The organism is Rahnella sp. WP5 (genome assembly GCF_000745615.1).
Taxonomy (GTDB): domain Bacteria; phylum Pseudomonadota; class Gammaproteobacteria; order Enterobacterales; family Enterobacteriaceae; genus Rahnella; species Rahnella aceris.
Genome location: NZ_JQJR01000005.1, coordinates 525,831 through 549,685, shown reverse-complemented (window position 1 = coordinate 549,685; position 23,855 = coordinate 525,831). Strand labels below are relative to the sequence as shown.

At 52.6% G+C, this 23,855-nt stretch carries 22 protein-coding genes; 15 read left to right on the top strand and 7 right to left on the bottom strand.

Translation table 11 applies throughout. From position 1 onward, the window contains the following. Positions 1-3: 3 nt before the first annotated feature. From EX31_RS02585 to EX31_RS02545, 9 genes are all read left to right on the top strand, one after another. Complete coding sequence (locus tag EX31_RS02585; protein WP_037033188.1) at positions 4-966, top strand: nucleoside hydrolase; 963 nt, start codon at positions 4-6, stop codon at positions 964-966. Continuing rightward, the gene (locus tag EX31_RS02580) at positions 963-1,937 is read left to right on the top strand and encodes an ABC transporter permease (RefSeq protein WP_014416605.1); all 975 of its coding nucleotides are present in this window, start codon (positions 963-965) and stop codon (positions 1,935-1,937) included. Before EX31_RS02585 ends, EX31_RS02580 begins: the two co-directional genes overlap by 4 nt. Then, entirely contained in the window at positions 1,937-2,854 is a 918-nt protein-coding gene (locus EX31_RS02575; protein ID WP_037033186.1) for an ABC transporter permease, read from the top strand. Before EX31_RS02580 ends, EX31_RS02575 begins: the two co-directional genes overlap by 1 nt. A 2-nt stretch (positions 2,855-2,856) precedes the next feature. Further along, on the top strand, positions 2,857-4,656 hold the full coding sequence (locus EX31_RS02570; protein WP_037033257.1) for an ABC transporter ATP-binding protein: 1,800 nt from the start codon (positions 2,857-2,859) through the stop codon (positions 4,654-4,656). 181 nt (positions 4,657-4,837) lie between these two features. Next, the gene (locus EX31_RS02565) at positions 4,838-5,797 is read left to right on the top strand and encodes a 3-oxoacyl-[acyl-carrier-protein] synthase III C-terminal domain-containing protein (RefSeq protein ID WP_037033184.1); all 960 of its coding nucleotides are present in this window, start codon (positions 4,838-4,840) and stop codon (positions 5,795-5,797) included. Then, on the top strand, positions 5,772-6,032 hold the full coding sequence (locus EX31_RS02560) for an acyl carrier protein (protein WP_013577969.1): 261 nt from the start codon (positions 5,772-5,774) through the stop codon (positions 6,030-6,032). The genes EX31_RS02565 and EX31_RS02560 overlap by 26 nt, the downstream gene beginning before the upstream one ends. A gap of 64 nt (positions 6,033-6,096) precedes the next feature. Further along, entirely contained in the window at positions 6,097-6,666 is a 570-nt protein-coding gene (locus EX31_RS02555) for an acyl-CoA dehydrogenase family protein (protein ID WP_231576016.1), read from the top strand. Beyond that, positions 6,663-8,015, top strand: a complete 1,353-nt coding sequence (locus tag EX31_RS02550) for an MATE family efflux transporter (protein WP_051930981.1) — start codon at positions 6,663-6,665, stop codon at positions 8,013-8,015. Before EX31_RS02555 ends, EX31_RS02550 begins: the two co-directional genes overlap by 4 nt. After that, the gene (locus EX31_RS02545) at positions 8,005-9,060 is read left to right on the top strand and encodes an alpha/beta fold hydrolase (RefSeq protein ID WP_013577966.1); all 1,056 of its coding nucleotides are present in this window, start codon (positions 8,005-8,007) and stop codon (positions 9,058-9,060) included. Before EX31_RS02550 ends, EX31_RS02545 begins: the two co-directional genes overlap by 11 nt. Positions 9,061-9,063: 3 nt before the next feature. On the opposite strand, the gene EX31_RS02540 is transcribed toward EX31_RS02545, so the two are convergent. Further along, positions 9,064-9,609 carry a helix-turn-helix transcriptional regulator gene (locus tag EX31_RS02540; protein ID WP_013577965.1) on the bottom strand — a complete coding sequence of 182 codons (546 nt, stop codon included), beginning with the start codon at positions 9,607-9,609 and terminating at the stop codon, positions 9,064-9,066. A gap of 430 nt (positions 9,610-10,039) precedes the next feature. Here EX31_RS02540 and EX31_RS02535 point away from each other — a divergent pair, with 430 nt between their 5' ends. From EX31_RS02535 to EX31_RS02510, 6 genes are read left to right on the top strand one after another with little or no spacing between them, the layout of a single operon-like run. Beyond that, positions 10,040-11,290 carry an efflux RND transporter periplasmic adaptor subunit gene (locus EX31_RS02535; RefSeq protein ID WP_037033181.1) on the top strand — a complete coding sequence of 417 codons (1,251 nt, stop codon included), beginning with the start codon at positions 10,040-10,042 and terminating at the stop codon, positions 11,288-11,290. Between the two features lie 58 nt (positions 11,291-11,348). Then, positions 11,349-12,065: an ABC transporter ATP-binding protein gene (locus EX31_RS02530; RefSeq protein ID WP_037033254.1), complete on the top strand. Its 717-nt coding sequence runs from the start codon at positions 11,349-11,351 to the stop codon at positions 12,063-12,065. Position 12,066: 1 nt separating this feature from the next. Continuing rightward, entirely contained in the window at positions 12,067-14,496 is a 2,430-nt protein-coding gene (locus EX31_RS02525; protein WP_037033180.1) for an ABC transporter permease, read from the top strand. A 47-nt stretch (positions 14,497-14,543) separates the two neighbouring features. Beyond that, entirely contained in the window at positions 14,544-15,956 is a 1,413-nt protein-coding gene (locus EX31_RS02520) for a sigma-54-dependent transcriptional regulator (RefSeq protein ID WP_013577961.1), read from the top strand. Continuing rightward, positions 15,949-17,262 (top strand): sensor histidine kinase, encoded by a 1,314-nt coding sequence (locus EX31_RS02515; protein WP_037033178.1) that lies wholly within the window; start codon positions 15,949-15,951, stop codon positions 17,260-17,262. Before EX31_RS02520 ends, EX31_RS02515 begins: the two co-directional genes overlap by 8 nt. Beyond that, complete coding sequence (locus tag EX31_RS02510; protein WP_037033177.1) at positions 17,219-17,908, top strand: 4'-phosphopantetheinyl transferase family protein; 690 nt, start codon at positions 17,219-17,221, stop codon at positions 17,906-17,908. Before EX31_RS02515 ends, EX31_RS02510 begins: the two co-directional genes overlap by 44 nt. Positions 17,909-17,917: 9 nt before the next feature. Here the strand turns inward: EX31_RS02510 and EX31_RS02505 are convergent, their stop codons facing one another. The 6 genes from EX31_RS02505 to EX31_RS02480 are packed head-to-tail and all read right to left on the bottom strand — an operon-like array spanning position 17,918 to position 23,847. Next, entirely contained in the window at positions 17,918-18,574 is a 657-nt protein-coding gene (locus tag EX31_RS02505) for a GIN domain-containing protein (RefSeq protein WP_156106957.1), read from the bottom strand. Positions 18,575-18,589: 15 nt separating this feature from the next. Further along, positions 18,590-19,645, bottom strand: a complete 1,056-nt coding sequence (locus EX31_RS02500) for a MupA/Atu3671 family FMN-dependent luciferase-like monooxygenase (protein ID WP_037033172.1) — start codon at positions 19,643-19,645, stop codon at positions 18,590-18,592. Then, positions 19,629-20,945, bottom strand: a complete 1,317-nt coding sequence (locus tag EX31_RS02495; protein ID WP_037033170.1) for a cytochrome P450 — start codon at positions 20,943-20,945, stop codon at positions 19,629-19,631. Before EX31_RS02495 ends, EX31_RS02500 begins: the two co-directional genes overlap by 17 nt. Next, positions 20,935-21,882: a beta-ketoacyl-[acyl-carrier-protein] synthase family protein gene (locus EX31_RS02490; RefSeq protein ID WP_037033169.1), complete on the bottom strand. Its 948-nt coding sequence runs from the start codon at positions 21,880-21,882 to the stop codon at positions 20,935-20,937. Before EX31_RS02490 ends, EX31_RS02495 begins: the two co-directional genes overlap by 11 nt. After that, positions 21,879-22,730 carry a hypothetical protein gene (locus EX31_RS02485; RefSeq protein WP_037033167.1) on the bottom strand — a complete coding sequence of 284 codons (852 nt, stop codon included), beginning with the start codon at positions 22,728-22,730 and terminating at the stop codon, positions 21,879-21,881. Before EX31_RS02485 ends, EX31_RS02490 begins: the two co-directional genes overlap by 4 nt. Then, on the bottom strand, positions 22,717-23,847 hold the full coding sequence (locus EX31_RS02480) for an acyl-CoA dehydrogenase family protein (RefSeq protein WP_037033165.1): 1,131 nt from the start codon (positions 23,845-23,847) through the stop codon (positions 22,717-22,719). Before EX31_RS02480 ends, EX31_RS02485 begins: the two co-directional genes overlap by 14 nt. Between the last annotated feature and the right edge of the window lie 8 nt (positions 23,848-23,855).

The following is a 23,855-nucleotide window of genomic DNA, read 5'->3' as shown; positions in this document are numbered from 1 at the left end:
ATTATGAGCCAGCGCATCATTATCGATACCGATCCTGGCGTGGATGACGCCATCGCGTTGTGGCTGGCGCTGGCCTCGCCGGAACTGGATGTGCTTGGTGTGACCGTTGTCGCTGGCAACGTGGCGCTGCAAGACACCGTGCGCAATGCCTGCAAAATTGTCGCGTTGTCTGGCAGAACCGCTACGCCCGTTTATGCCGGCGCACCCGGTCCGCTGGTGCGTGAACAGGTTTATGGCAAATACGCACACATTGGCGCGTTCAAAAATGAACTGGTGCCAGACACGGAACTGCAACCGCAGGCCGAACACGCGGTGGATTTTCTGGTGCGGACATTACGACAGGCCGCCGGAGAGAACTCACCGATCACCTTGTGCGTCATCGGTCCGATGACCAATATTGCGCTGGCGCTGGGAATGCACCCGGACGTCGCGCGTGGCATTAAACAGATCGTCACCATGAGCTGCGCCTTTACCGCCCTCGGCCATCGCGTGCCGTGGGCTGAATTTAACGTCTATGCCGATCCGCATGCCGCCGAAAAAGTGTTTAACAGCGGCGTGCCATTGATCATCATGCCGCTTGATATGACTTTTCAGGCGCTGATCAGCGCAGATGATATTGAAGCATTAAAACAGGATGGCGGCCTGCCGGGCGAATCTACTTCTGCTTTACTTAATGCGTTTGACCGCAGTGATCTCAACCGGTTTGGCCGCGAAGGCGGGCCGGTGCATGACGCCACCACCGTTGCGTGGATGTTGCAGCCAGGCCTGTTTGAAGGCCAGCCCGCGCGCGTGGGCGTAGCGGTTTCCGGTACTACCGCCGGATACACTTACGCGGATTTCTGGAACAAACTGTCGACGCCGCCTAACGCCACGGTCATGCAGAAAGTGGATGAATACGGCTTTTTCAGTCTGCTGCGCCGTGTTTTCTCGCGATACGGCAGCCGCGATGGCGACGCAAACGCATGAGCCGTTACCTGCTCGGGCGTTTCGGGCAAACGTTGCTGACGCTGCTGGTGATGTCGTTGCTGGTTTTCGGCGGCGTGTATCTGGTCGGCAATCCGGTTGACCTGCTGCTCAGCACGACCGCGACGCCTGCTGAACGCCTGAGTGTGATCCAGTCTTTTGGCCTCGATAAACCGGTGTGGGAGCAGTATGGCCTGTTCGTGGTCAATGCCCTGCATGGCGATATGGGTAACTCCTTCATCTACAATCAGCCCGCGCTGCACCTGATTTTCCAGCGTATGCCCGCCACGCTTGAACTGGCGCTGGTGGCGTTTGTGCTGGCGCTGGTGACCGGCATTCCGCTCGGCGTATACGCCGGTCTGCGCCCTGACGGCTGGTTATCGAAGTCGATCATGACCGTCTCAATTTTAGGCTTCAGCCTGCCGACGTTCTGGATTGGCCTGATGATGATCATGCTGTTCAGCGTCAAACTCGGTGTGCTTCCGGCCTCCGGACGTGGTGCCACGGTAGACATTTTCGGCGTCCCCGTCAGCCTGTTTACTGCCGACGGTCTCGCGCATCTGATCCTGCCCGCCCTGAATCTGGCGCTGTTTAAAATCTCGCTGATTATCCGTCTGACCCGCGCCGGTGTGCTCGAATGCCTGCAACAGGACTTCATCCGTTTCGCCCGCGCCAAAGGTTTATCGGAAAGCCGCATCGTGCTGGTTCACGTATTGAAAAACACCCTGATCCCGCTGATTACCGTCATCGGCCTTGAGCTGGGTTCGCTGATTGCTTTCGCAGTAGTCACTGAAACCATTTACGCCTGGCCGGGGATGGGCAAGCTGATCATCGATTCTATCGCCGTACTCGACCGGCCGGTGATCCTGGCGTATCTGATGATCACCGTGGTGATGTTCAGCCTGATTAATCTGCTGGTGGATGTGCTGTATGTGCTGGTCGATCCGCGTGTGCGGCTGGGGGGCGAAAACTGATGGCGTCTGATTCCGTTCACTCGCGTACCGCCGTGCAGGGCAAACCGCATTCCGCGTTTTACCACACCGTGCGTGCGCTGCTGCGCAACAAATTCTCCTTATGCGGTCTGATCATTTTAGGTATCGCCATTGTGCTCTCCGTGCTGGCGCCGTGGATCTCGCCACAAAATCCTTATGATTTATCGCAGCTCGACATCATGGATGGCCGCCTGAAACCGGGCACCACCAGTATGAGTGGCATGATTTACTGGCTGGGCACTGACGATCAGGGGCGCGATTTACTCAGTGCCATTTTGTACGGTACGCGAACCAGTCTGCTGGTGGGTGTCTCCAGCGCGATGATTGCGCTGACCATTGGCGCAGCACTGGGGCTGATCAGCGCTTACGTTGGCGGCAAAACGGACGCGCTGATCATGCGTATTGTCGATATCCAGCTCAGCTTCCCGCCGATCCTGATTGCGCTGATTTTGCTGGCGGTACTCGGGCAGGGTGTCGATAAAATCATTCTGGCGCTGGTGGTCACGCAATGGGCGTATTACGCACGCACCATTCGCGGCTCGGCGCTGCTGGAACGTCGCCGCAGTTACGTGGACGCAGCGCGCAGCATGGCGCTTTCCAGTCCGCGCATTCTGTTCCGCCATATTCTGCCCAACTGCCTGCCGCCGCTGATTGTGGTGGCGACCATGCGTATTGCTTACGCCATTATGCTCGAAGCCACGCTGTCGTTTCTTGGCATCGGTTTGCCGGTTACCGAGCCTTCGCTCGGCCTGCTGATTGCCAACGGGTTTGATTACCTGATGTCCGGCGATTACTGGATAAGCTTCTTCCCCGGCGTCACGCTGCTGGTACTGATCGTCGCCATCAACTTAGTGGGTGACGCCCTGCGCGATATCCTCAACCCGCGGAATAAAGATTGATGATGCAACCCCCGGTTTTACAGGTCGATAAACTGAATACCGCGTTTTCCGTGGGCGGCGAATGGCTGAATGTGGTGCGGGACCTTTCCTTCTCGATTGGCCCGAAAGAAACGCTGGCGCTGGTGGGCGAATCCGGTTCGGGTAAAAGTGTGACGGCGATGTCCGTCATGCGTTTGCTGGATGAAAAGCAGACCCGTTATTCCGGCAACATCCGGTTTGACGGCCAGGATTTACTGAGTCTCAACCGTTCGCAGATGCAAAGCATTCGCGGCAACCGCATCGGCATGATTTTTCAGGAGCCGATGACCAGCCTGAATCCGGTGCTGAAAATCGGCGTGCAAATCACCGAAGTGCTCAAACGCCATCGCGGCATGGACGATAAAACCGCGCGCGCCGAAGCCGTCCGGTTGCTGGAGAAAGTACGTATTCCGGCGGCCACCGCACGACTCAATGAATATCCGCTGAGTTTTTCCGGCGGCATGCGTCAGCGCGTGGTGATTGCTATCGCGCTGGCCTGTAATCCGCGTTTGCTGATTGCGGATGAACCGACAACGGCACTGGATGTCACCATTCAGGCGCAAATTCTGGCGCTGATCAAATCCTTGCAGGAAGAAGAGGGCATGTCCGTGCTGTTCATCACCCATGATATGGGCGTGGTGGCGGAAGTGGCGGATCGCACGCTGGTGATGCACCGTGGCGAAGCCGTGGAACAGGCAACCACGCGGGAAATCTTCCATCATCCCACACATCCTTATACGCGCGCGCTGCTGTCGGCGGTGCCGCGACTGGGCGCGATGAACGGCGTGGCGCTGCCGAAACGCTTCCCGCTGACCGACAGCCAAACCGGCGAAGTGCTGCCGGTGGCGGAGTCTGTCGATACGCTGCGCACCGGTCAGCCGGTGCTGGAGGTTAAAAATCTGGTGACGCGTTTTGATGTCAGATCCGGCTTGCTGCGCCGGGTTTCTGCCCGGGTGCATGCGGTGGAGGATCTGTCATTCAGCCTGCAACCGGGCGAAACGCTGTCACTGGTGGGGGAATCCGGCTGCGGGAAATCCACCACCGGACGCACGATTTTACGTCTCACTGAAGCGACTTCCGGTGATGTGCTGATCCGCGGGCAGGATATCCGCCGGGCTGACAACGCACGGCTGGCGGATATCCGTACCCAGGCGCAGATGATTTTTCAGGATCCGTACGAAAGCCTGAACCCGAGAATGCGCATTGGTCAGGCGATTGCCGAACCGATGATAAGCCTCGGCTTGCATGATGCCGAAAGTGCGAAGCGCCGCGTGGCGCAATTGCTGGAACAGGTCGGCTTGCAAAGCAATATGGCGACGCGCTTTCCGCACCAGTTTTCCGGCGGTCAACGGCAGCGTATCTGTATTGCCCGCGCACTGGCGCTGGAGCCGAAAATGATCATCGCTGATGAAGCCGTGTCGGCGCTGGATGTGTCAGTCAAAGCGCAGGTGATTAATCTGATGCTCGATCTGCAACAGGAACTCGGGCTGGCGTATCTGTTTATTTCGCACGATATGGCGGTGGTCGAGCGCATCAGTCACCGTGTGGCGGTGATGTATCTGGGCGAAATTGTCGAAATCGGTTCGCGTGCCGATATCTTCGAAAACCCGCAACACGCCTATACCCGCAAACTGCTGGCCGCCGTGCCGGTGCCCGACCCGGATGTTCACCGCACACGTCCCGTGGTACCGGAAGAGCTTGCCAGCCCGCTGCGCTCAGCCACTTATCAGCCGCCGGTGCGTCATTACCGCGAAGTCAGCAACGGTCACTTTGTACAGCTATAACGGCTCCGTTTGTACGCTGTTCTTTCCGATTTTCCCTCCTGAACACTCATAACATTCCATTTTTGGGATTCAAAAATGGGAATTCCTGCCCTTTAAGCAATTGCAGGCAAAAAAGACGTTTTTTTTCTGGGATTATGGACTGCGTTTATAATAACTCTAAAATAATTCCCTGTGAGAATATATGTTGCCACTTAATGATTTATGCTGGTTGCCTGGTCGTATCTCTTTAAGGCCATTAAGTACGCTTGAATCATCTCATAATTTAAAAACAGGCGCGCGTAAGGTACTTGAACGTTATTACTCTCTGCACACAGTGGGAATGTTCTCTGGTAGCCATACAGAAATGTTACACGAAACCCTTTCAACTCTGGTGAATGAAAATCTGAATGTCGCTAAGGGGCGGGGATATTTGGTCTATGCAAAAACGCAAACGCATAATACTTTTTTTGATGACTGCTGGCTTGATGAGATAGCGGCCCGTTGTGGAATCGGGCATTGGGAAAAATTAACAATTAGTCTCAATCATTGCGCATCGGCTTTGTCGGCGATTCATTTATTAAAGAACCGGATAATAAAAAGCCAGTTGCCGATGATCCTCATCACCGGTGAAAAGGCTTTCCACTGTGATATTAATAAGCTTGATAATAGTGTTATGGCGGAAATTCCTGCTGCCATGCTCCTCAATGCGGGGCATTCACCGTGGCAAATCAAGCAAACCGCCGTGCGGCATCTGTCTTCATTTTATAATAATCACAGAGAATTTCCGGCCGCCCGACGGCGGGAACTTTTCTCCTCACTCGAACAAGATTATTATGATTTCTATCTTTACGTACTGGATAAGTTTAGCCTTACGATTGACCATATAGATGCGATTGTTCCGGGTAATATAGATTTACCCATGCTCAGGAGAATTGCCGATAAACTGAACTTCAAGGGCGAGCTTTTTACTGAGCATATATCAGGATATGGACACGCTTATTGCTCCGATATTTTATTTAACTTGTCTTCTTTATTAAAGAGCTTCGAAGGTAAAAGAATTCTCTGTGTTGCTATGGGGATGGGGATAACGATGTCCTGTATCCTGATTGAAAAAAACGAAAATAATGAGGTAAACCATGTCACAACTTCTGTCAGCCGTTAATGATGCATTAAATGATGTCATGTCTGCAAAAATCAACATCACGCCGGAAACGGATTTTAATGAAGATTTGGATCTCGATTCAGTATTATTTGTACAGTTCTTATTAACGCTGGAAGAAAAGATCCCCGGCCTGATGTTTGAACCTGATCAAATCAATCAGGATGCCTTCACCACTGTCGGGAAACTTATTCAATGGATTGAACAGCATCTGCAACTGGAGAGCTCTGATGTGTGAAGCAGAGTTTACCCGACTTTACTTTTTGTTCAGGGACCATGAGCCGGCAGAAGCCTTCCGGCAGATGCGGCAGAAATGGGCCAACCCGGCCAGCGGCGTATTTTGCGGCGGGTATCAGATTCTGGCAGCAGAAGGTGAAACCTGCGCGGAGCAGCACGCGGAGTCTGATCGTATTCTGGCGTCACTCGGGATTGCTTTGCAGCATACCGGCACAGAAACCATCACTGATGATCCGATCCCGCTGATGGCTTCTTTTGCGGCGCGCCTGGGGCTCCTGAGCCAGATCCTGGCGATGAGCTGGAAGCACTTATCCGCGCGAAAAAGTTTTGGCATAAAAACCACCCGACATCAGTTAGTGAAGGCGGATTTTGCCGATCTGAGCAACCAGACAGATTTACTTTTGCTCCAGTGGCAGATGCGCGTTACGGCGCAGGACTATGCTGACCCGGAAGCGGATCACTGGCAGATTACGGAGCTAACCAACCGGGCAGAAAAACTGATGGGCGGGCATGGTTATTTATCAGGCTCGACGCACAGCCTTTCTTACCTGTCGATGATGATTTACAGCCTGTACGGGAAGGCCGCAGACGCTGCCATGACCGTGTTGCCAGCACGTCAGGAGCGTAGGGTATGAATACTTCACCTGAGATGACGTTGCTACGGCGTAACAGCCTGAGCAAAGATATCGCGGACCTGCTGAAGTTAGCCTGGCCGATGATCGTGGTGGCCATTGCCGTCTCATTTTCGCAAAACATTCAGACCGCGATTCTGGGGCACGGGAAAGAAACCAGTTCAATTTATTTGCTTTCGATGCTCCAGCCGTTCAGTTTCTTATTCCTGGCTATTCTGGAATGCCTGGCTATCACCAATCAGGTTTTCAGTGCCCGTTCGCTGAATATGTGGTCCCGCCAAAAGGTACTGGCGGCGACCTCCCTGCTGGCGACACTGGGCATCGTGATTGTGGCGCTGCTGAGCGGCGTGACGGCGCTTTGCGCTCCTCTTTTGCAAACCCTGTTGCCGGTCGCCGGCAATGCATTTTATTCCTCGGCATTACCGCTCTATTTCCTTTCCATGCTGCCGTTTATTCAGCTTGAGATGTGTAACAGCGCATTGCGCGGGCAGGGAAAAAGCGCGCTAAGCATGCTGTTAGTCATCGCGTATATCGTGCTGAATGCGTTGATCTGCTACACCGGCTATCAGGTTTATGGATTAGGCTTCAATTCGATTATTATTTCCAACGCCCTGGCTTCTGCCCTGCTTATCCCGGTCGCACTTTGGCTGGTATGGCGTACCGGTCGCCATGCGGAAGATGACCGCCCCGGCGCATTTATTCCGCGTCTCAGCGGGCTTTTGCTTCAGGTGGGGATGCCCATTTTTGCCTCGTTAGTGGTACTGTTTTTCAGTTCTCTGCTGATATTCCCGTTAATCGGCACCCTGGGTGAGCAATATGTCGCCGGTTTTCTGATTGTGACCAAGATTCGGATGTTTATTGTCATCCCCGCCGTGGCCTGCGGATCCGCGCTGGCGATATTAATTAACCAGCGGCTGGCCATCAGCAGCGGAGAAGAATTAAAACGATTGCTGCACCGTGGGTTAGCCTTTATTTGCATTATTTACCTTCTGCTGACCTCCGGCGTCTATTTCACCGAAGTGAGTCTGATAAAAATTCTGTCCGGTGACAGAATAATTCAGGATGTCAGCAGCCAGATTTTACTGATTCTGTTACCGACGTTTTTCATGACGTCTTTCGTTGCCTCGCTTCAGGCATTGCTGGAACAATTAGAACAGGCCCGGCGGGTATTGGTATTAACCGTTATCATCGAATTGCTGACTGTCATCACCTTGCTGGTGGGATGGGATAAGTTCTCGCAACTGCAAAGTATTATGAATCTGATCATTGTCTTTAATGTGGTGTACTTTATCGCGTTCGGCAGAGAATACTGGCGGCTGGCCAATAAAATAGGAAGTGAGAATGTTTTATAGCTTCTTTTATCCGGTCTTGTTGTTTTTATCGCTGGTTCACCAAAATTATCTGCGGGTTTTGGTCATTATGCGATTGCGTCCGACGTTACTGATGAAAGCCAAAATAAGGCCTGCGACGCATTATACCCGGGCATGCAAATTAATCAGTTTATTCGACTTATATTCCCTGCATGCCATGTCTTCCTATCTTTCTGCGTTATACGCGTTGCGTCTTTTCGAAAAGACCCGGCCTTTACCCTATAAGCAGGGGGAAATCATGCTGCTCAGTCGCTGCGTGCAGGAGGAGCTTTATTGGCGCAAATCTTTTGTTAAGGTCTTCATTTATCCGCAAGCGGATCCCCAGGCAGAAAAAGTGTTGCTTCTTCACGGGTGGGATGGCCGGAGTATAATGTTACGGCAGATGGCGCAGCGGTTGCAGGAAAAAGGCTATACGGTTTTTGCGCCTGACCTGCCCGCACATGGTATTTCTCCCGGAAAAAAAGTGTCTTTCTATGATCTGTCGCGGGCCGTTATGGAGATGGAAAAGCATTACGGGCACTTCTCTGTGATCATTGGTCATTCGACCGGCGGATTAATTGGCTGCATGGCCGCGCTACAGGGACTGCTTTTTAAACGGATGATTTTAATCGGCAGTCCGTGCAGTTACGGAAAAATGATGGACAGATATGTCCGCAATAATAAACTGCCCCGGCGCATTGCCGTATCGATGAAAAAGCTTTATCAGCGCCGCTATGGTGTACATCCTGATGTTATTGGTCCCGAGCTTATCGGTTCAATAACGCAACCTGTCATGATATTGCATGATAAGAATGATCTCAGTATTGAACTGGATGAGGCCGAAATACTGAGCCATTCATTGAAGAAAAGTGAATTAATCGTTACAGAGGGAAAGGGCCACAACGGCGCATTACGTGACCCTGTTGTTTTCAATTATATTTCAAACTTTCTGAGGGATACTTTGCATGAGGATTTTTCATCTTTCCATGAACCAAAACTGATATTGCGTGTAGAGAATAATAAAAAATGGCATAAGAAATCTTATTAATAATTATAAGAAGTGCAGGTTGCTGATTAACATACTTCTTGAAAAGTTGTTTCTCTGGATGCCGAAAATGAAATCATAATCTGATGATTCTTTTTTTATTTCCGGGCGTGTTGTCCTGATGACATTCTGTTTGAATTTGAGCGGAGACTCATTATAGGTCTTGCTGAAACTTCGGGAAAAATGCGGCAGCGACGAAAATCCACAAGCATAGCTGATATCTGTCAAAGACCACTCAGGGGCTAAATGGATAAATTCCCTGGCCAGCGCCAGCCGGACCTTCCACATCCACTTTATCGGTGTGACATCATAGAAATGTTTGAATATGCGGCAAATATCAAAGCGGGTTTTACCACATATTTTTTCCAGATCTTCAAGTGTGATCTCGTCAGAAATATTCTCCAGCATATAATTAATAATCTTAACAATACATAATGCTTTGTCTGTATGAGCGTGCTTGCCATAGATAGTCAAATGACGATTATCCAGATCCTCGGTTATTTTCTGTGTGAAAAGACTTTTTTCAGCGTTCGATAGTTTGCGTTCCCACATACACACCCCTTCTGCGTAATTAATGAGTGATGAACAGATTTTTAAAATTGGAATACCGTCCCCGCTATTCTCTAAGCAATTACTATGCCATGTTTTTATTTGTTTCAACTTATTGTTTATAATGGATATTATTATTCTTTCCTGTTATGTAAATAGTAAAATCCCATTTTCGAAACACACTAATTAACTTGCCTGATTTAATATCCCAATATTGGGAATGCATGATATGCGTGGGGTTTCGCAGGCAAAAGAGGGTAATCAGGGCATGCCGTCCCGATTTTCGTTCCATTAATGAGATAGAAAATGATTAAGGGAAAAGGCGTAATTGGCGACTTTTTAAAAAACACATAAAAATCAGTGGATTAATTAAATTTTAAAGGTTGGCACGATTTGTGCTCATCGGTAAGGAGTTATCAGAAAAGGTATTATTATGGACATATCAATCCCGCAACCCGGGAATAAATTCATACTGAAGCGATACCGCAAATTTATTGTTGCGGGCGCACTCTTTTTAGCCACGCTGGCGGCAATCTATAATTACCGTTTTTCGCCTTATCAGATCTCCCGCGGGAGTATCGCGGTCGGGCAGGTTCAATATGGCAATTTCTCGGTTGAAGTGCGGGGTAACGGGGTACTTTTACCGCGTGATATCAATTGGGTTGCGGCCAATGTCGATGCCCGCGTGGAAGAGGTCATTTACAAACCTGGCATGAAGGTGAATAAAGGCCAGTTATTGGTCAGAATGAGTAACCCGACGCTGGAACAAAAATTACAGGAAAACCGGCTCGAGCTGGATGCCCGCCGGGCTGAGACTGACGCCACTAATGCAGAATTACAAAATAAAATTCTGAGTCAGGAAGCCTTGGTATTGGATGCGAAAAGCCGGTTACTCAGCTCTACGATGCGGCTTGCTGCGCAAAAGAAATATATTGCGGCAGTGCCGATGCTGGAATATGAAACGACCCGTATTAATACTGAACAATATCGTCAGCAAGTTTTGCTTGAGGAAAAACGATTAAAAACACTCAAGCTCAGCATTGATGCTGATATCAAAGCCAGTGCGATGCGCCTTAACAAACTGGAATCTTTGGTGCTGCTGAGCCAGCAGGAAGTCGATTCGCTGAATGTTACCTCACCGATTGAAGGCATTTTGCAGGATGTGAAAGTCCAGGTCGGCCAGCGGGTCACCACCGGCACCAGTATTGCCCGTCTGGCGAAAGAAAAGGAACTTTATGCTGAACTCAAAGTGCCGGAATTACAGTCCCGTGATCTTGCCGTCGGGCAGCAGGTTACCATTAACACCGGACGCAGCCAGTTCACCGGGGTATTGTCACGGGTGGATCCTGCGGTGACCAATGGCACCGTTAAAGTGGATGTGACATTCAATCAACCACTGCCGCAGGAAGCCCGTCCTGACCTGAGCGTTGATGGTTTAATCGCGGTGACAAAAATTAATGATTCCCTGTACGTTGAGCGGCCACCGTTTGCCCAGAATAATTTACCTTCGATGCTTTACCGGCTCGATGAAAAGGAACGCTCTGCCACCAAAATGAAGGTCAACTTTGGTCAGGGGTCTGCGGATTATATTCAGGTAACCAGTGGACTGCGTGCGGGAGATAAAATTATTCTCAGTGACGGCAGCGCCTGGCAAGGGGCAGATCAAATTGAGATTACTAAATAATGCCGGCTCACCTGCAAAAGACGCCAGCTTACAGGACAATGCGATGGAGATGAAAATGATGGAATCACTGGTAGAACTCACTGACGTGAATAAGATTTTTTTGACCGATGAAATTGAGACACACGCCCTGAGCAAGATCACGCTCAGCATTTCCAAAGGGGAATACGTGGCGATTTCCGGGCCTTCAGGCTGTGGTAAATCAACGCTGCTTTCGATTTTGGGTCTGCTCGATGTGGCCTCTACCGGGACCTATCAGCTGGCCGGGCACAACGTGGAAAATATTTCTAAAAAGCAGCGTGCCCTGGTGAGAAATCGTGATATCGGCTTTATCTTTCAGTCATTTAATCTCATCAGCGATTTGACCATTGAGGAAAATGTCTCCCTGCCACTGACTTACCGCAAGGATATTTCTAAAACTGAGCGGCAGCAGAGAGTGGCGGAAGCCTTAGACAAGGTCAATATGTCCCACCGCGGACGCCATTATCCCTCGCAGCTTTCCGGCGGACAGCAGCAGCGCGTGGCCGTCGCACGGGCTATCGTGGGCAATCCCTCCATCATTCTGGCGGATGAACCGACCGGTAACCTGGACTCCCACAATGCCGAGGCGGTGCTGAATATTCTCGATAAGTTACATCAGGAGGGCGCCACGATCTGCATCGTCACCCATGATCCTCGTTCAGCCGAGCGGGCGCAGCGCAGCATCGTGCTTTCTGACGGGCAGGTCGTCGGAGACGGACATGTGGCACGGGAACTGACCCTGATAAAGGAAGCATAAAATGCTTTTTGATATCCGATATGCCTTACGCCTGTTACTCAAAAGCCCGTCATTTACCTTTATCACTGTGCTTATCATGTCCTGCGGTCTGGCACTGACGCTTTATATGTTTTCAGTCATTAACACCATCATGTTTACGCCGCTTCCTTATCCGGACGGGAAAAACATGGTGTTAGTAAACCCGACGGTCAATGGCGTCAGTCTGAGTGACTCCGGGGTCAACTTCCTGGACTACCAGGAAATTAAGGCCCGCAATACCACGCTCAATGACGTGGGTTATTTTTATGCTGAACGTGCCGATATCAGTGACGGCACCAAAGCGGTTTCCTATATGGCGATCCGCAATACGCCGGAGATGTTTTCTTATACTGGCATCCAGCCTTATCGTGGCAGGGTGCTGAACAATGAAGATGTCCAGCCTGGCGCGACACCGGTTGCCGTTATCAGCTATGGCATGTGGCAAAACTACTTTGCTGCCGATGCGCAACTCATTGGCAGAGATGTCCTGATCAATGGGATACACACGCGCATTGTGGGCATCATGCCCGCCAATTTTGCCTTTCCTTTCTTCCATGATCTCTGGCTGCCTTCTAAGCTGGATCCTGCACAGTATCTGGTCCGCAAAGGTGCGCCGGAAGTATCCGTTTATGCGCGCCTGAAACCCGGTGTTCCGCTCGCCGATGCTGACGGTGACCTCGCTCAGGTGATGCAGTCGCTGGCCTCTGAGTATCCTGAAAGCAATAAAGGGCTGTCGGCGCAGGTACTGACATTCCAGGAAAATTTCATGGGTGAGGAGACCATGCCGATATTCATCGTCATGCTTTTTGCCGTGGCTTTTGTGCTGGTGCTGGCGTGTTGTAATGTCGGTAACTTATTGCTGGCAAGAACCACAGAGCGTTCAAAGGAAATCGCTATCCGCGTTGCTCTGGGCTCACCTTCCGGTCGTCTGGTCATGCAAATGATGTGGGAAAGCTTATTTATTTGCGCCTTCTCGGGCATCATCGCCGTTCTGCTCGCCGCCTGGGGACTCGAGATCACCAATACGTTACTGCCGACGTTTGTACCGAACAAAATTCCGTTCTGGTGGCATTTGTCACTCGATAACGTCATGATCCTCAATGCGTTAGTGCTGGTCATCATGACGGCTGTCGTTACCAGTGCATTGCCTGCGTGGAAAATCACCCACGGTAATTTCAACGATGTTTTGCGTGATGGAACGCGGGGCGCGCAAAGTCGCGGGGCAGGCAGGGTGTCCCGTATTCTGGTGACGTTTGAAGTCGGATTGTCCTGTTCCATTTTGTGCATAAGTGCGCTGCTGGCGCTGCTGGTTTACCAGGCGACCCGTGCCGATTACGGGGTGGCGACGCAGGGCTATCTCACCGGTCAGATTAACCTCAATGCCAACCAGTATCCTGATGATGCGAGCCGGATCCTGTTCTATCAGCGCCTGCAATCGTCCCTCAGCGGGATCCCCGGTGTTGAAAAAACGGCCATCACCACCAGCGCCGTCGGACAATTTACCGTGCCCCGTCAGGTGGATATCGATTCGTCTACCAACAACAGTAAAGACCGCTGGTCTTATCCTCTGGTCAATGATGTTCAGGTGATGCCGGGAAGCCTGACGGCAATGGGGATCACGCCGGTGGCCGGAAGGGAGTTTGCCAGCAGTGATACGCAGGACTCACAGCCCGTGGTGGTGGTCAGTCAGTCGTTTGCGGAGCAGTTCTGGCCCGGTGAGCGGGATGTCATCGGTAAACGCCTGCGTTTTCGTGATACGGATGATCAGCGCTGGTTCACGGTTATCGGTGTGGTGCCTAACGTCATTCATGGCCGGCCTTTCAGCGCGTTCCGCCAGCGGGTCACGGTTTACCGCTCGCTGGCGCAAATACCCGCGGCGTCATTAACGCTGGTGCTCAGGGCTCAGAATCCTGATACGTTAGGGCCTGCGCTCATGAATGCGGTTCGCCAGATTGACAGCACGCTCTCCGTTAATCAGGTGCAAACGTTGAATCAACGTCTGGCCAGGAATACCGCCGGGCTGCATTTCATTGCCAACCTCTTTATGTTGTTTGGTCTGGTCGCGGTCATTCTGGCGGCCACCGGCATTTATGCCGTGATGCGCAATGTGATCAATCAACGTATTCAGGAGATCGGGGTGCGTATGGCGATGGGGGCAACGGAAGGCGTTCTGTTACGGATGCTGATGCTTCAGGGCAGTAAGCAATTATTCATTGGCCTGATTATCGGGTTGCCTTTGGCCTTCTTTGTCGCACCCAAGTTGACGCGTATATTGGGCAACGGGCATACCTCCTTTGCACTGCTCTTTTGGGGTGTCGCCGTCATGATTTCTTTAATTGTGGCGTTAGCGGTCTGGTTGCCTTCCCGACGCGCCATTCGGATGTCGCCTGCGGACGCCATTCGCTATGAATAATCTGTCGCCGTGCCTGACGGGTGCGGCGGCACAAGCCGGATGCTTTAATGAACGAAAAAAAACGTATTCTTGTCATTGATGATGACGCAGGCATTCTGACCAGCCTCGACATGCTGCTCCGTATGGAAGGGTATGACGTGACGCTGGAAACGCAGGCCAACCGTTTATTGTCACATTTGTCCGCAAAGCCCTTTGATCTGGTACTGATGGACATGAACTTCCAGAAAGACACCACGTCGGGTCTGGAAGGTTTGCAACTGCTGGATGAGTTAAAAAAATTTGATGACTGTCTGCCCGCCGTGGCCATGACGGGATGGGGAAGTGTTGACATCATCGTCAGCGCCATGCGGGCCGGTGCGGCGGATTTTATTCAAAAACCCTGGGATAACGAACGCCTGTTAAGCATTGTTCAGCAACAGATTGCACTGAGCCAGGCGAGACGCTCCGGGAATTGCCTGAGAGAAGAAAACAAGCTGCTGAAAATGGCGCTTGAAGATGACATGGGCAATGAATGGGTTGTCCGCTCTCAGGCCATGAAGCAGTTAATCAACGTGGTGGAAACCGTGGCTGCCACGGATACCAGCATCCTGATTCTGGGTGAAAATGGCACCGGCAAAAGCCTGCTCGCCCGCTATATCCATCAGCTCTCATCCCGCCGTGAGCACAGCATTGTTGAAGTCAACATGGGGTGCATCAATGAGCAGTTGTTTGAAAGTGAAATGTTCGGGCACGTAAAAGGTGCGTTTACCGATGCGCGGGAAAATCGCATCGGACGCTTTGAACTGGCCGATAAAGGCACATTATTCCTCGATGAAATTGGCAATTTGCCCTTGTCCCAGCAGGTAAAATTACTGCGTGTCCTGGAAGAACGGCAGTTCGAACGCGTGGGTTCATCACGGACGCAAACCACTCAGTGCCGCATCATTGCGGCCACCAACACGGATCTTGAAAAAGCCGTGACTGAAGGGCGGTTCCGGCAGGATTTGCTCTACCGGCTGAATGTTATTCAAATTCCGTTACCGCCGCTACGTGAACGGCAGGAAGATATTGAGCCGCTGGCTGAACGTTTCCTGCAACGTTTTGCCCGCAAATACAGTAAACCTAAACCGGTATTATCGGCGATGGCGCGACAGGGGCTGCATGAATATTCATGGCCGGGGAATATCCGCGAACTGAGCCATTTGCTGGAACGCGGCGTATTGCTTTGCCGCAATAATACGATCGACCTGGCAGATCTTTGCCTGCCGCTGCCTGTGAAGGGGCAAAACAGCGGTCATGAGCCACAGCAAAAACCGGTGACGCAACTTGAGACGGGCACGCTGGCAGAAGTGGAAGAAACTGTGCTCTTACAGCGCCTGCGTCACTATGACGGGAATGCAGTGAAAGCGGCAGAATCGTTAGGGCTGAGTCGCAGCGCTTTTTACCGACGACTGGATAAATTAAAAATCTGTCATGAGTAAACTTTTTCGATCCTTTGAGTCACGTCATTTAATACTGTGCAGTTTGTCCCCGCTGGGGGGCGTTGTTGCCTATCTGCTGCTGTGGTTTTTCCCACAGCAGTCTCTCTACCTGAAATTTCTCACGCTCTTTATTCTGTGCGTCACGTTAGTGTATTTTTCCTATCACTTTTTCCAGCAACTTCTCTACAAAATCAATGTGATTTCTAACCTGTTAGAAGCCGTTGAGCAGGAAGATTTTAGCCTTCGCGGTGTGACCAGCGGGGAAGGGGTGTTTGAAGGGGTCATTGAACAGATCAACGCCATTTCGGGTCAGTTATCCCGCCACCGCCAGCAGCAAAGAGAAATGGATTTTCTGCTGCAAAAAGTGATTTCTAATATCACGGTGGCGATTTTCGCGATTGACGGCAATAACCGGCTGATGTGGTGTAATGATGCGGCCTCGCGGATGCTGGGCACATCGCTGGAAAAGCTGATTGGCGAAAAATGCAGTCACTGGCAACTTGATACGTTGTTGCAAAATGCCAACCGGGAGCATCCGGTGGAGTCCAGTCATGCAGGGCGTCCGGGGCGTTATAAAGTGTCCAGTGACACCTATATGGTGGACGGGATCCAAAACGTATTGCTGTTTGTCAGTGATGTTGACGACATGCTGCGTAAGGAAGAACAAAAAGCCTGGCAAAACCTGCTGCGGGTGATCAGCCATGAAATAAACAATTCTCTTAGCCCGATTGCCTCCATCAGCCAGATGCTCCAGCAGCATTATCGCCGCCATACAGAAAACCTGCCGGAGGGCTTTGCGGAAGGCATCGATCTGATCAACCGCCGGGCCAAAGAACTTATCGCTTTTATCAGCAGTTACCGCCAGCTCAGTAAACTCGCCCCCCCCGTCAAAGCACCGCTTGATTTTGCCGCCCTGATTGCGGAGCTGCCGCTGTTGTTTGCGCACCGTAAAATTACCCTGAAAGGCCCGGCGCCGCTGAGGGTAAATGTCGACCGGGTGCAAATCCATCAGTTGCTTATCAACCTGATTAAGAATGCCGATGAGGCGACGAGCGATACCACGGCGCCGGTGTGTATTGAATGGTCAGAAGAAAAAGGCTGTCTGTTTGTGACCATTCTTGACCAGGGTGTCGGGCTGACCAATCCCAAAAATCTGTTTGTTCCTTTCTATACCACCAAACCCAATGGCAGTGGCATCGGGCTGATTTTGTGCCGGCAAATCGCTGAAAGTCATGGCGGGTATCTGTCTCTGGAGAATCGCCATGATCGAACCGGTTGCCGCGTTACCCTCAATCTCCCACTGTGATCCCCTGCCTGAACTGAAGGCAGGAGAGGGGCTTTGCCTGCTCCGTCACTTTGAGGCATCGCTGTCAGGGCAACTGCTGCGACAGCAGGCGCAGTGCTGGCTGCGTCAGGTATTGTCGGGCTACTTATCGGTGACCGATGAACAGTTAAGTATCGCAAGAACGCCTCAGGGTAAACCCTGGCTCCCTGATTTCCCGGGATTGCGTTTCAACTTATCCCACAGCGGAACTTCGGCGGCGATTGTGCTGTGTCGCGGGGCAGAGGTCGGGGTGGATTTGGAAAAAGTCAGCGGAAACGTTGAGGCGAAAAAAGCCATCGCCCGCCGGTTTTTCAACCCTGATGAACAGCACTGGCTGGCAGAAGATGAGGCGCATTACCTGTTGCGTTTTACCCGACTGTGGAGTGTGAAGGAAGCGTGGCTCAAAGTCAGGGGAACCGGCCTTACGCAGTCGCTCGCCGGTTTTTGTGCCATCCCGCAACACAGTGGCATCGCGCACGTATTCGATGAGCGTAAAGAAGAGATCGGCCTGTTACATCACCGGCTGATTGAAAACGACGGGGTGTATTGTCTGGCGTATGGCGCCTGTGCTCCGCTGAAAGACCTGCCGGTCAGATGGCAGGTCTGTATTTTTCAGGCGGACAGTTAATCAGGCGCGTTAAGCACAGCCAGAAGTGGAAATCTCGCTGGCAAATGAGCTGGCAGAACCGGTATCCACCTGAGCAGAGGCGCTGACGGAAACACGAGCCCCGGCCGCAAGCGTGCCCTGAATTTTGGGGATATGACACAGTGAGGATTCCGCGCCCATGCTCATGCGTACGTTAGCCGATTCCGCCGTAAAATTCTGAGGCTTCTTGTTAAAACTCCCGCCCATGGCCAGATCCAGATTCAGTTCAGCCGTTTTGCCTTCAGCGCGGATATCCGTGCCCATACTGCCGGAAACGGCCAGTGTTTTCGGATCCACCGCACAGGCCGGTGCGGCTATTTTAACACCCGCTTTCCCGGCCAGACTGTTCAGCGGGCCGCTGGTATACAGGGTGATATCCAGCGTGTGCGAGATAAAGCGATCATTTTCAGCGGCATCATTGACCAGCAGTAAAGCGTGATTGTCATGGGTGACTTTCAATTTATTCAGCGTGTCTTGCGAACCGGAGACCACCATAGACGGCGTTGCGGCACACTTAATGGTGAGATTAATGCCCTGTCTGGCTTCTACTGCGCTAAAGGCTTCCAGGGGGAATGTTTTTTCTGCGGCGAGGGCAGAAGTGCTGGTGACACAGGCGAGCAGGGTAAGCGTCAGGGTGATTTTTTTCATCATAATTCCTTGATTTCATAACAATGTAGCAAGTGTCCGAAGCGTTTCTTCCACACTTGATTGAGGCATTCCAAAATCCATCAGGCACGCAACTTCATCGATTCCTTCCTGCCTGAGACGGGCAAGCTGATCTGCGCATTCTTGTGCAGAGCCAAATAAACCGCAGTGGTTGAGATATTTCTCTACTCCCCATTTCAGTGTGTAGGCTTGCTTCTTCTCATTTTGCTCCGCATCGGCGACCCGTGGTTGACTGAGATTGTCGGAAAGCGCCATAAATGCCTGCAGATAACCGGTAAGTGCCGGTTTAATCCGTGGCAACAGCGTTTTTCGTGCTGCTCCGGCCTGCGTGTGCAGCATCAATGTGACGGTGCCTTCTGCGGGATCAAAACCCGCCTGACGGCGTGCGAGGCGATACGCCGCGCAGTTTTCCACCAGTTGCTCGCGGGTCTGCGAAACCAGATGGGTGAGCACATTCAGCCCGCGTTTTCCGGCCTCAGTAAATAAATCGGGATTACTGCCGGTGGTCAGCCAGACGGGGATCTCTGTCTGAAAGGGTGCAGGCCAGGTTTTCAGGCTGACCGGTTCGGGTTGCGCAGGCAGCGAAAGCTCGTGGCGTGTGACGGATTCACCGCGCCACAGCGCCTGAACCTGCGCCAGTGAGGAAAAAAGAACCTGTTGTCTCTGGCGGTAATTCTCAGCCCTGAGCACAAAATCATTACGCTGCCAGCCGCTGGCAAACGCCACGCCAGCGCGGCCATGAGACAGGTTATCGACGATGGCCCATTCTTCGGCAACCCGCAGAGGATCATGTAACGGCAGCACCACGCTGCCAGCCCGGATACCGATACGTTGCGTGCAGGCCGCCAGCGCCGCGCTGACCACCGAAGGATTAGCAAACATGCCGCCAAAGGTATGGAAATGCCGCTCGGGCGTCCAGATAGCATGAAAATTCAGCGTATCTGCCAGCCGTGCGGTACTTAATAATTGTTCATATTTATCAGCGAAGTTGTCTCTGGCCACATCGGCGAAGCAGAACAGGCTCAGCGCCGGGATCTCACGGGATGTGGTCATGCTGTTCAGCCTTGTTTGTGGACGTGAGAATGAAAGACAGGTCACCGCGCGGGATGACATTAAGCGCAAAAAGCGGGGTGAGGGCGGCAGGTGACGTCGAAGGGGCGAGCGAAAACTGAAAATGTTCGCACAGTGTCGCAACCGCCGTGGTCAGCTGATCGAGAGCCAGAGTCATGCCCACACAGTTTCGTTTTCCGACGCTAAAGGGTAAAAAATGCTCCGGCGCAATTTTCTCTTCACCCAGAAACCGTTCCGGCCTGAAGCAAAGCGGTTCTGCCCAGCAGGCGGCATGACGGTGAATCAGCCAGGGGGAGAATAAAACCCGCGTGCCCGCCGTAATCACCACGTCATCCACCACGATATTTTCTGCCACCCGGCGCTCAAAAAACGCTGTCACCGGCGTCAGCCGGAGCGATTCCCGGACAATGGCTGAGGCCATGTTTCGTTTGCCCTGAGCCGCTTCCTCACGCACGCAGTGCTGATAGTTCAGGTGCTGCGAAAGATGTGTCAGCGTCCATAACAAGGCAATACCCGTGTTATCGACGCTGGCGGCAAGATTGCCCAGAAGAAGACTGATCACTCTCTCACGCGCTTCGGGGTGCGCGCCGGGACTGAGCGCCTGACAAAGACGTTCCAGCATCGTGGTATTGCCGCCCCTGGCGTCATCCAGCAACGGACCAAGCAGGGACTCAGCCTCCAGCCGGAAGGCGACCAGTGCCGGATGCCTGCACAGTGCCTCATAATCCGCGTCCGGTGCGGCGATAATCAGTTGCAGATAGATATCACGGAAATGGCCAATCAGCGTATTCAGTTGGGCCAGACTGATCTCCCGGCCAAAAAATCCTTCTGCCACACACATCAGCGCCCAGTGCAGGCAGATTTCACGCAATGAGGTCTGCTGCGGATCCTGCAGAATACCCAGCAGCCAGCGGGCGGAGAGGTCAGTGCTTTGTTTCAGCAACGGGGATTTAGGGTTCACCAGCGGTGTGGTGAGTTTCCTCGCCAGCCGCCATTCCTCGCCTTCTTTGGATGTCGTCAGTGACTGGCCCAGCAAGATGCGTCCGATAGTTGAGGCTGAGGAAAGATGTTCAAATTCCTTCACGAACTGGCTTTCCTGCTCAATCAGCAACCGGACATGGCGGGCGCCGGCAAGCAGCAGCACCGCATTGTCTTTTTCACCAATCCAGACTTTATCTCCGTGCTGACGACAGGCCATTTCGGCGATTTTAAGAAAACCGAGCCGGGCAAACTGTGAGGAAGGCGGGGTGAAAAAAGGGATGGCTTGCGCGTTATCGGGCATCCTGAGGCTCCGCAAATGTGTCTGAAGTGATCATGGCGCTGCCCACCCAACCGCCGAGCCCGACAGAAAGTAAAATGGCTGGCTGGCCGGTTTCGGCTGGCGGGTGGGTATCGAGCAGTAAGAGAGGATCGGTGGTGTAACAATGTCCGCATTGCCCGATGAGATCGGTGGCGATCCGCTGATGGGCGCGATCAGGATGCCGCCGCCAGGTTTGCCAGCTCAGGCGGTTAATGTTGTGAGGCAGTAACCATGCGTCCTTCCGCTGTTCAGCCGGATACTGACGCAGCGCCATGTCGATCAGAGCGTCATGAGACTGATAAAAACGCTTAATATCTTCCCGGCTGCCGTCGAGGCCCTGCCAGAATGCGGGATGATGAAAACAGTGAATGCCGGACACCCTGCGCTCACCGCCGCCCGGTCTCAGTAAGGCACACGCAAAGGCATCACCGATTAATGTGCAGCCGGGAACATAGCGCTCTGCCAGACTGAAATCTGCCAGCGTGTCGCCTGCCAGCAGAGCCACACACTGATATTTTCCCTGCTCAAGCATGCGCCCGGCCATCAGCAGACCCCAGAATAACGTGGCGCAGTTTTGCTGATTGAGGGTGATGAGATGTGCGTCAGGGGCAATAAAATCAAAACGTTGTCGCAGCAACGCTAAATCAACCCGTTGCCGTCGTGAACGGGCAGGCAATCCCTGAACCAAAATAATCGCATCGATTTTTTCAGCCTGCCTTAACTGTACGGCGGTTTGCTGCAACAGTGATTCAAACGTCGCGGTGGCACTTTCGTCTTCAGCCAGCGTTGACGCTTCCTGAAAACCGAAAAGATGCCGGAAAGTCCGGGCTTCGCTGGGGTTCGCGCCGCGATGGGCGAGGATCGCGTCAAGCGATATCCGTGTGACAGGAATACAGGTTTTCAGCGCAAAAATATTCATCTCAGGTTCTCTGCTGCCGCCAGACCGCACAGGCTTATCCGTCCGTTGTGTTCACTCATCAGCAGATAATCACGTCCGGGCTGCCAGTTTTGACGCAGGGCGACAAAAGGCGCCGCGCAAAGTAAGCAGGGATTGACCGCCAGTGACGTAAAGCCTTCCGGTAAACTGGCGAGACAATTTTGAGGGCCGATCAGCGTTAACCGTTCGCGGGTAAATCCGAAGTGCTCAACGGACTGCAAGATGGCCTCGCTAAAATCTGCGGACGTTTTCAGACGCTGATACCCCAGATAACGTAATCCGCGCTGTTGCGTATTGACCAGACAGAGGCAGGCATTGTTTTCCGGTTGCAGGCGCGCCATCAGCGGTGAAAAGTACATCAGGCTTTTTTGTTCGGCGATCAGTAACAATCCGTCTTCCGCTTTCCCTTGCAGGCAGTCGCTGAGGCCATCAAGGGCGAACAACGCCGCATCCGGCCCGCGATCGCTGATTGCCAGCGCCAGACAGTCGGTGAGGCCGAGCTGATGTATGGCTAAATTCACCACAGAACTCCCCATGTGCAGGTCAGGCGTCCAGTGCGCCATCAGCACCGTTTTCACCCGCTGCGGCTGAACGACCGGGGCAAGATGTGGCAGCAACGTAGCGACCATATCGCTGAAGGCCGCCCGTTCATTGCTGGTGATCCAGGTGTTAACCTGCTCGTTTTCCTGACTGAGCGGCTCACCGTTAGCGGCGAAAAAATGCTGAACATACGAACGCCAGTGCGGAATATCCGTTTCCCACTCCGGTTGAGGGACTTCGGTGTGATGAAACGACTGGCTGACAATATCGGCGGGATCAAGGTACAGCATGGCGTTGATCTCCCTGAATTTCAGGTGTGCGGAAGCTGTTAAGTAAGTGGATATTGCTGGTGCCTTCCATGTATTCAAAAGCAAAGCTGTCGCGGTAGCGCTTGCGCAGGAAAGTCTCTTCCAGCCAGTCTTCGGTGGCGAGCCAGTGGGGCAGATGGCTCGCCGTCTCTTCGGCCAGACGGGTAGCGCTTAATTTGAGGCGGCTGGTGCTGGCATATTGCTGCTGACCCGTACGATAGCCTTCCGCCAGTGCGAGCATCTGCTCAAAGAGAACATGATATTTACGCCACTGGCAGGCGATCCAATGTCGCGCAGTCGCAGGTAATGGTCGGGTTTCCAGCGCTTTCAGCAGACCGTAAGTGGTGCCCAGCGCCATGGCCGCCACCATGGGACGGTGGCGCTCAAAGACCTTGCTCAGCGCATTAAGCCCCTGCTGCAATCCCCGGCGTTCATGCCCTAAAATATCGTCTTCTTTGACACTCAGATTGGTCATCGTCAGACGTGTCAGTGCTGCACCCGCTAACCCGAAGGTATCGAGCAGTTCACGCTGCAAAGGTCCGGTTTTCCCTTCGGGAAACACCATCACCAGCCGGTGGGTCTGTTCATAACGGGCAAATACCAGGCCCGCGCTGGCGCGCATCGCGCCGCCGACCAGCATCTTTTGCCCGTTCAGCCACCATCCCTGACTGTTTTGCGTGAGTTCGCAGGCAATTGCCGTGGCGTCGGAGCCAAACCCCGGCTCGGTGACGGCAAAAAATGTCCAGGCAGGGCTGTGTTCAAAACAGGCGAAAAAACGTGCCTGTTGCTGTTCAGTGCCGAGCGTCAAAATAGCGCGGGTGCTGAGGGATGCGCCGGGCAACATCATCATCGCGCTGGCATCTGCCCGGCTCAGATATTCGATGATCTGTAAGTGATGTGAGTAATCAACGTCAGAAAAGGCCGCCGTTTCCCAGGGATTAAAACGGGAGGGAATGCCGATACAGGCAATGCTCATCAGTTCGGGATGATCAAAACAGGCCAGCGCCTGATCCGGTTTATATTCCGAAATTTTGCCAGCCGTGGTGAGCAGTGCCTGGAGTTCATTCAGCTGCGGGTAGTATCGGGTAATATCAGCCATGAGGAGTT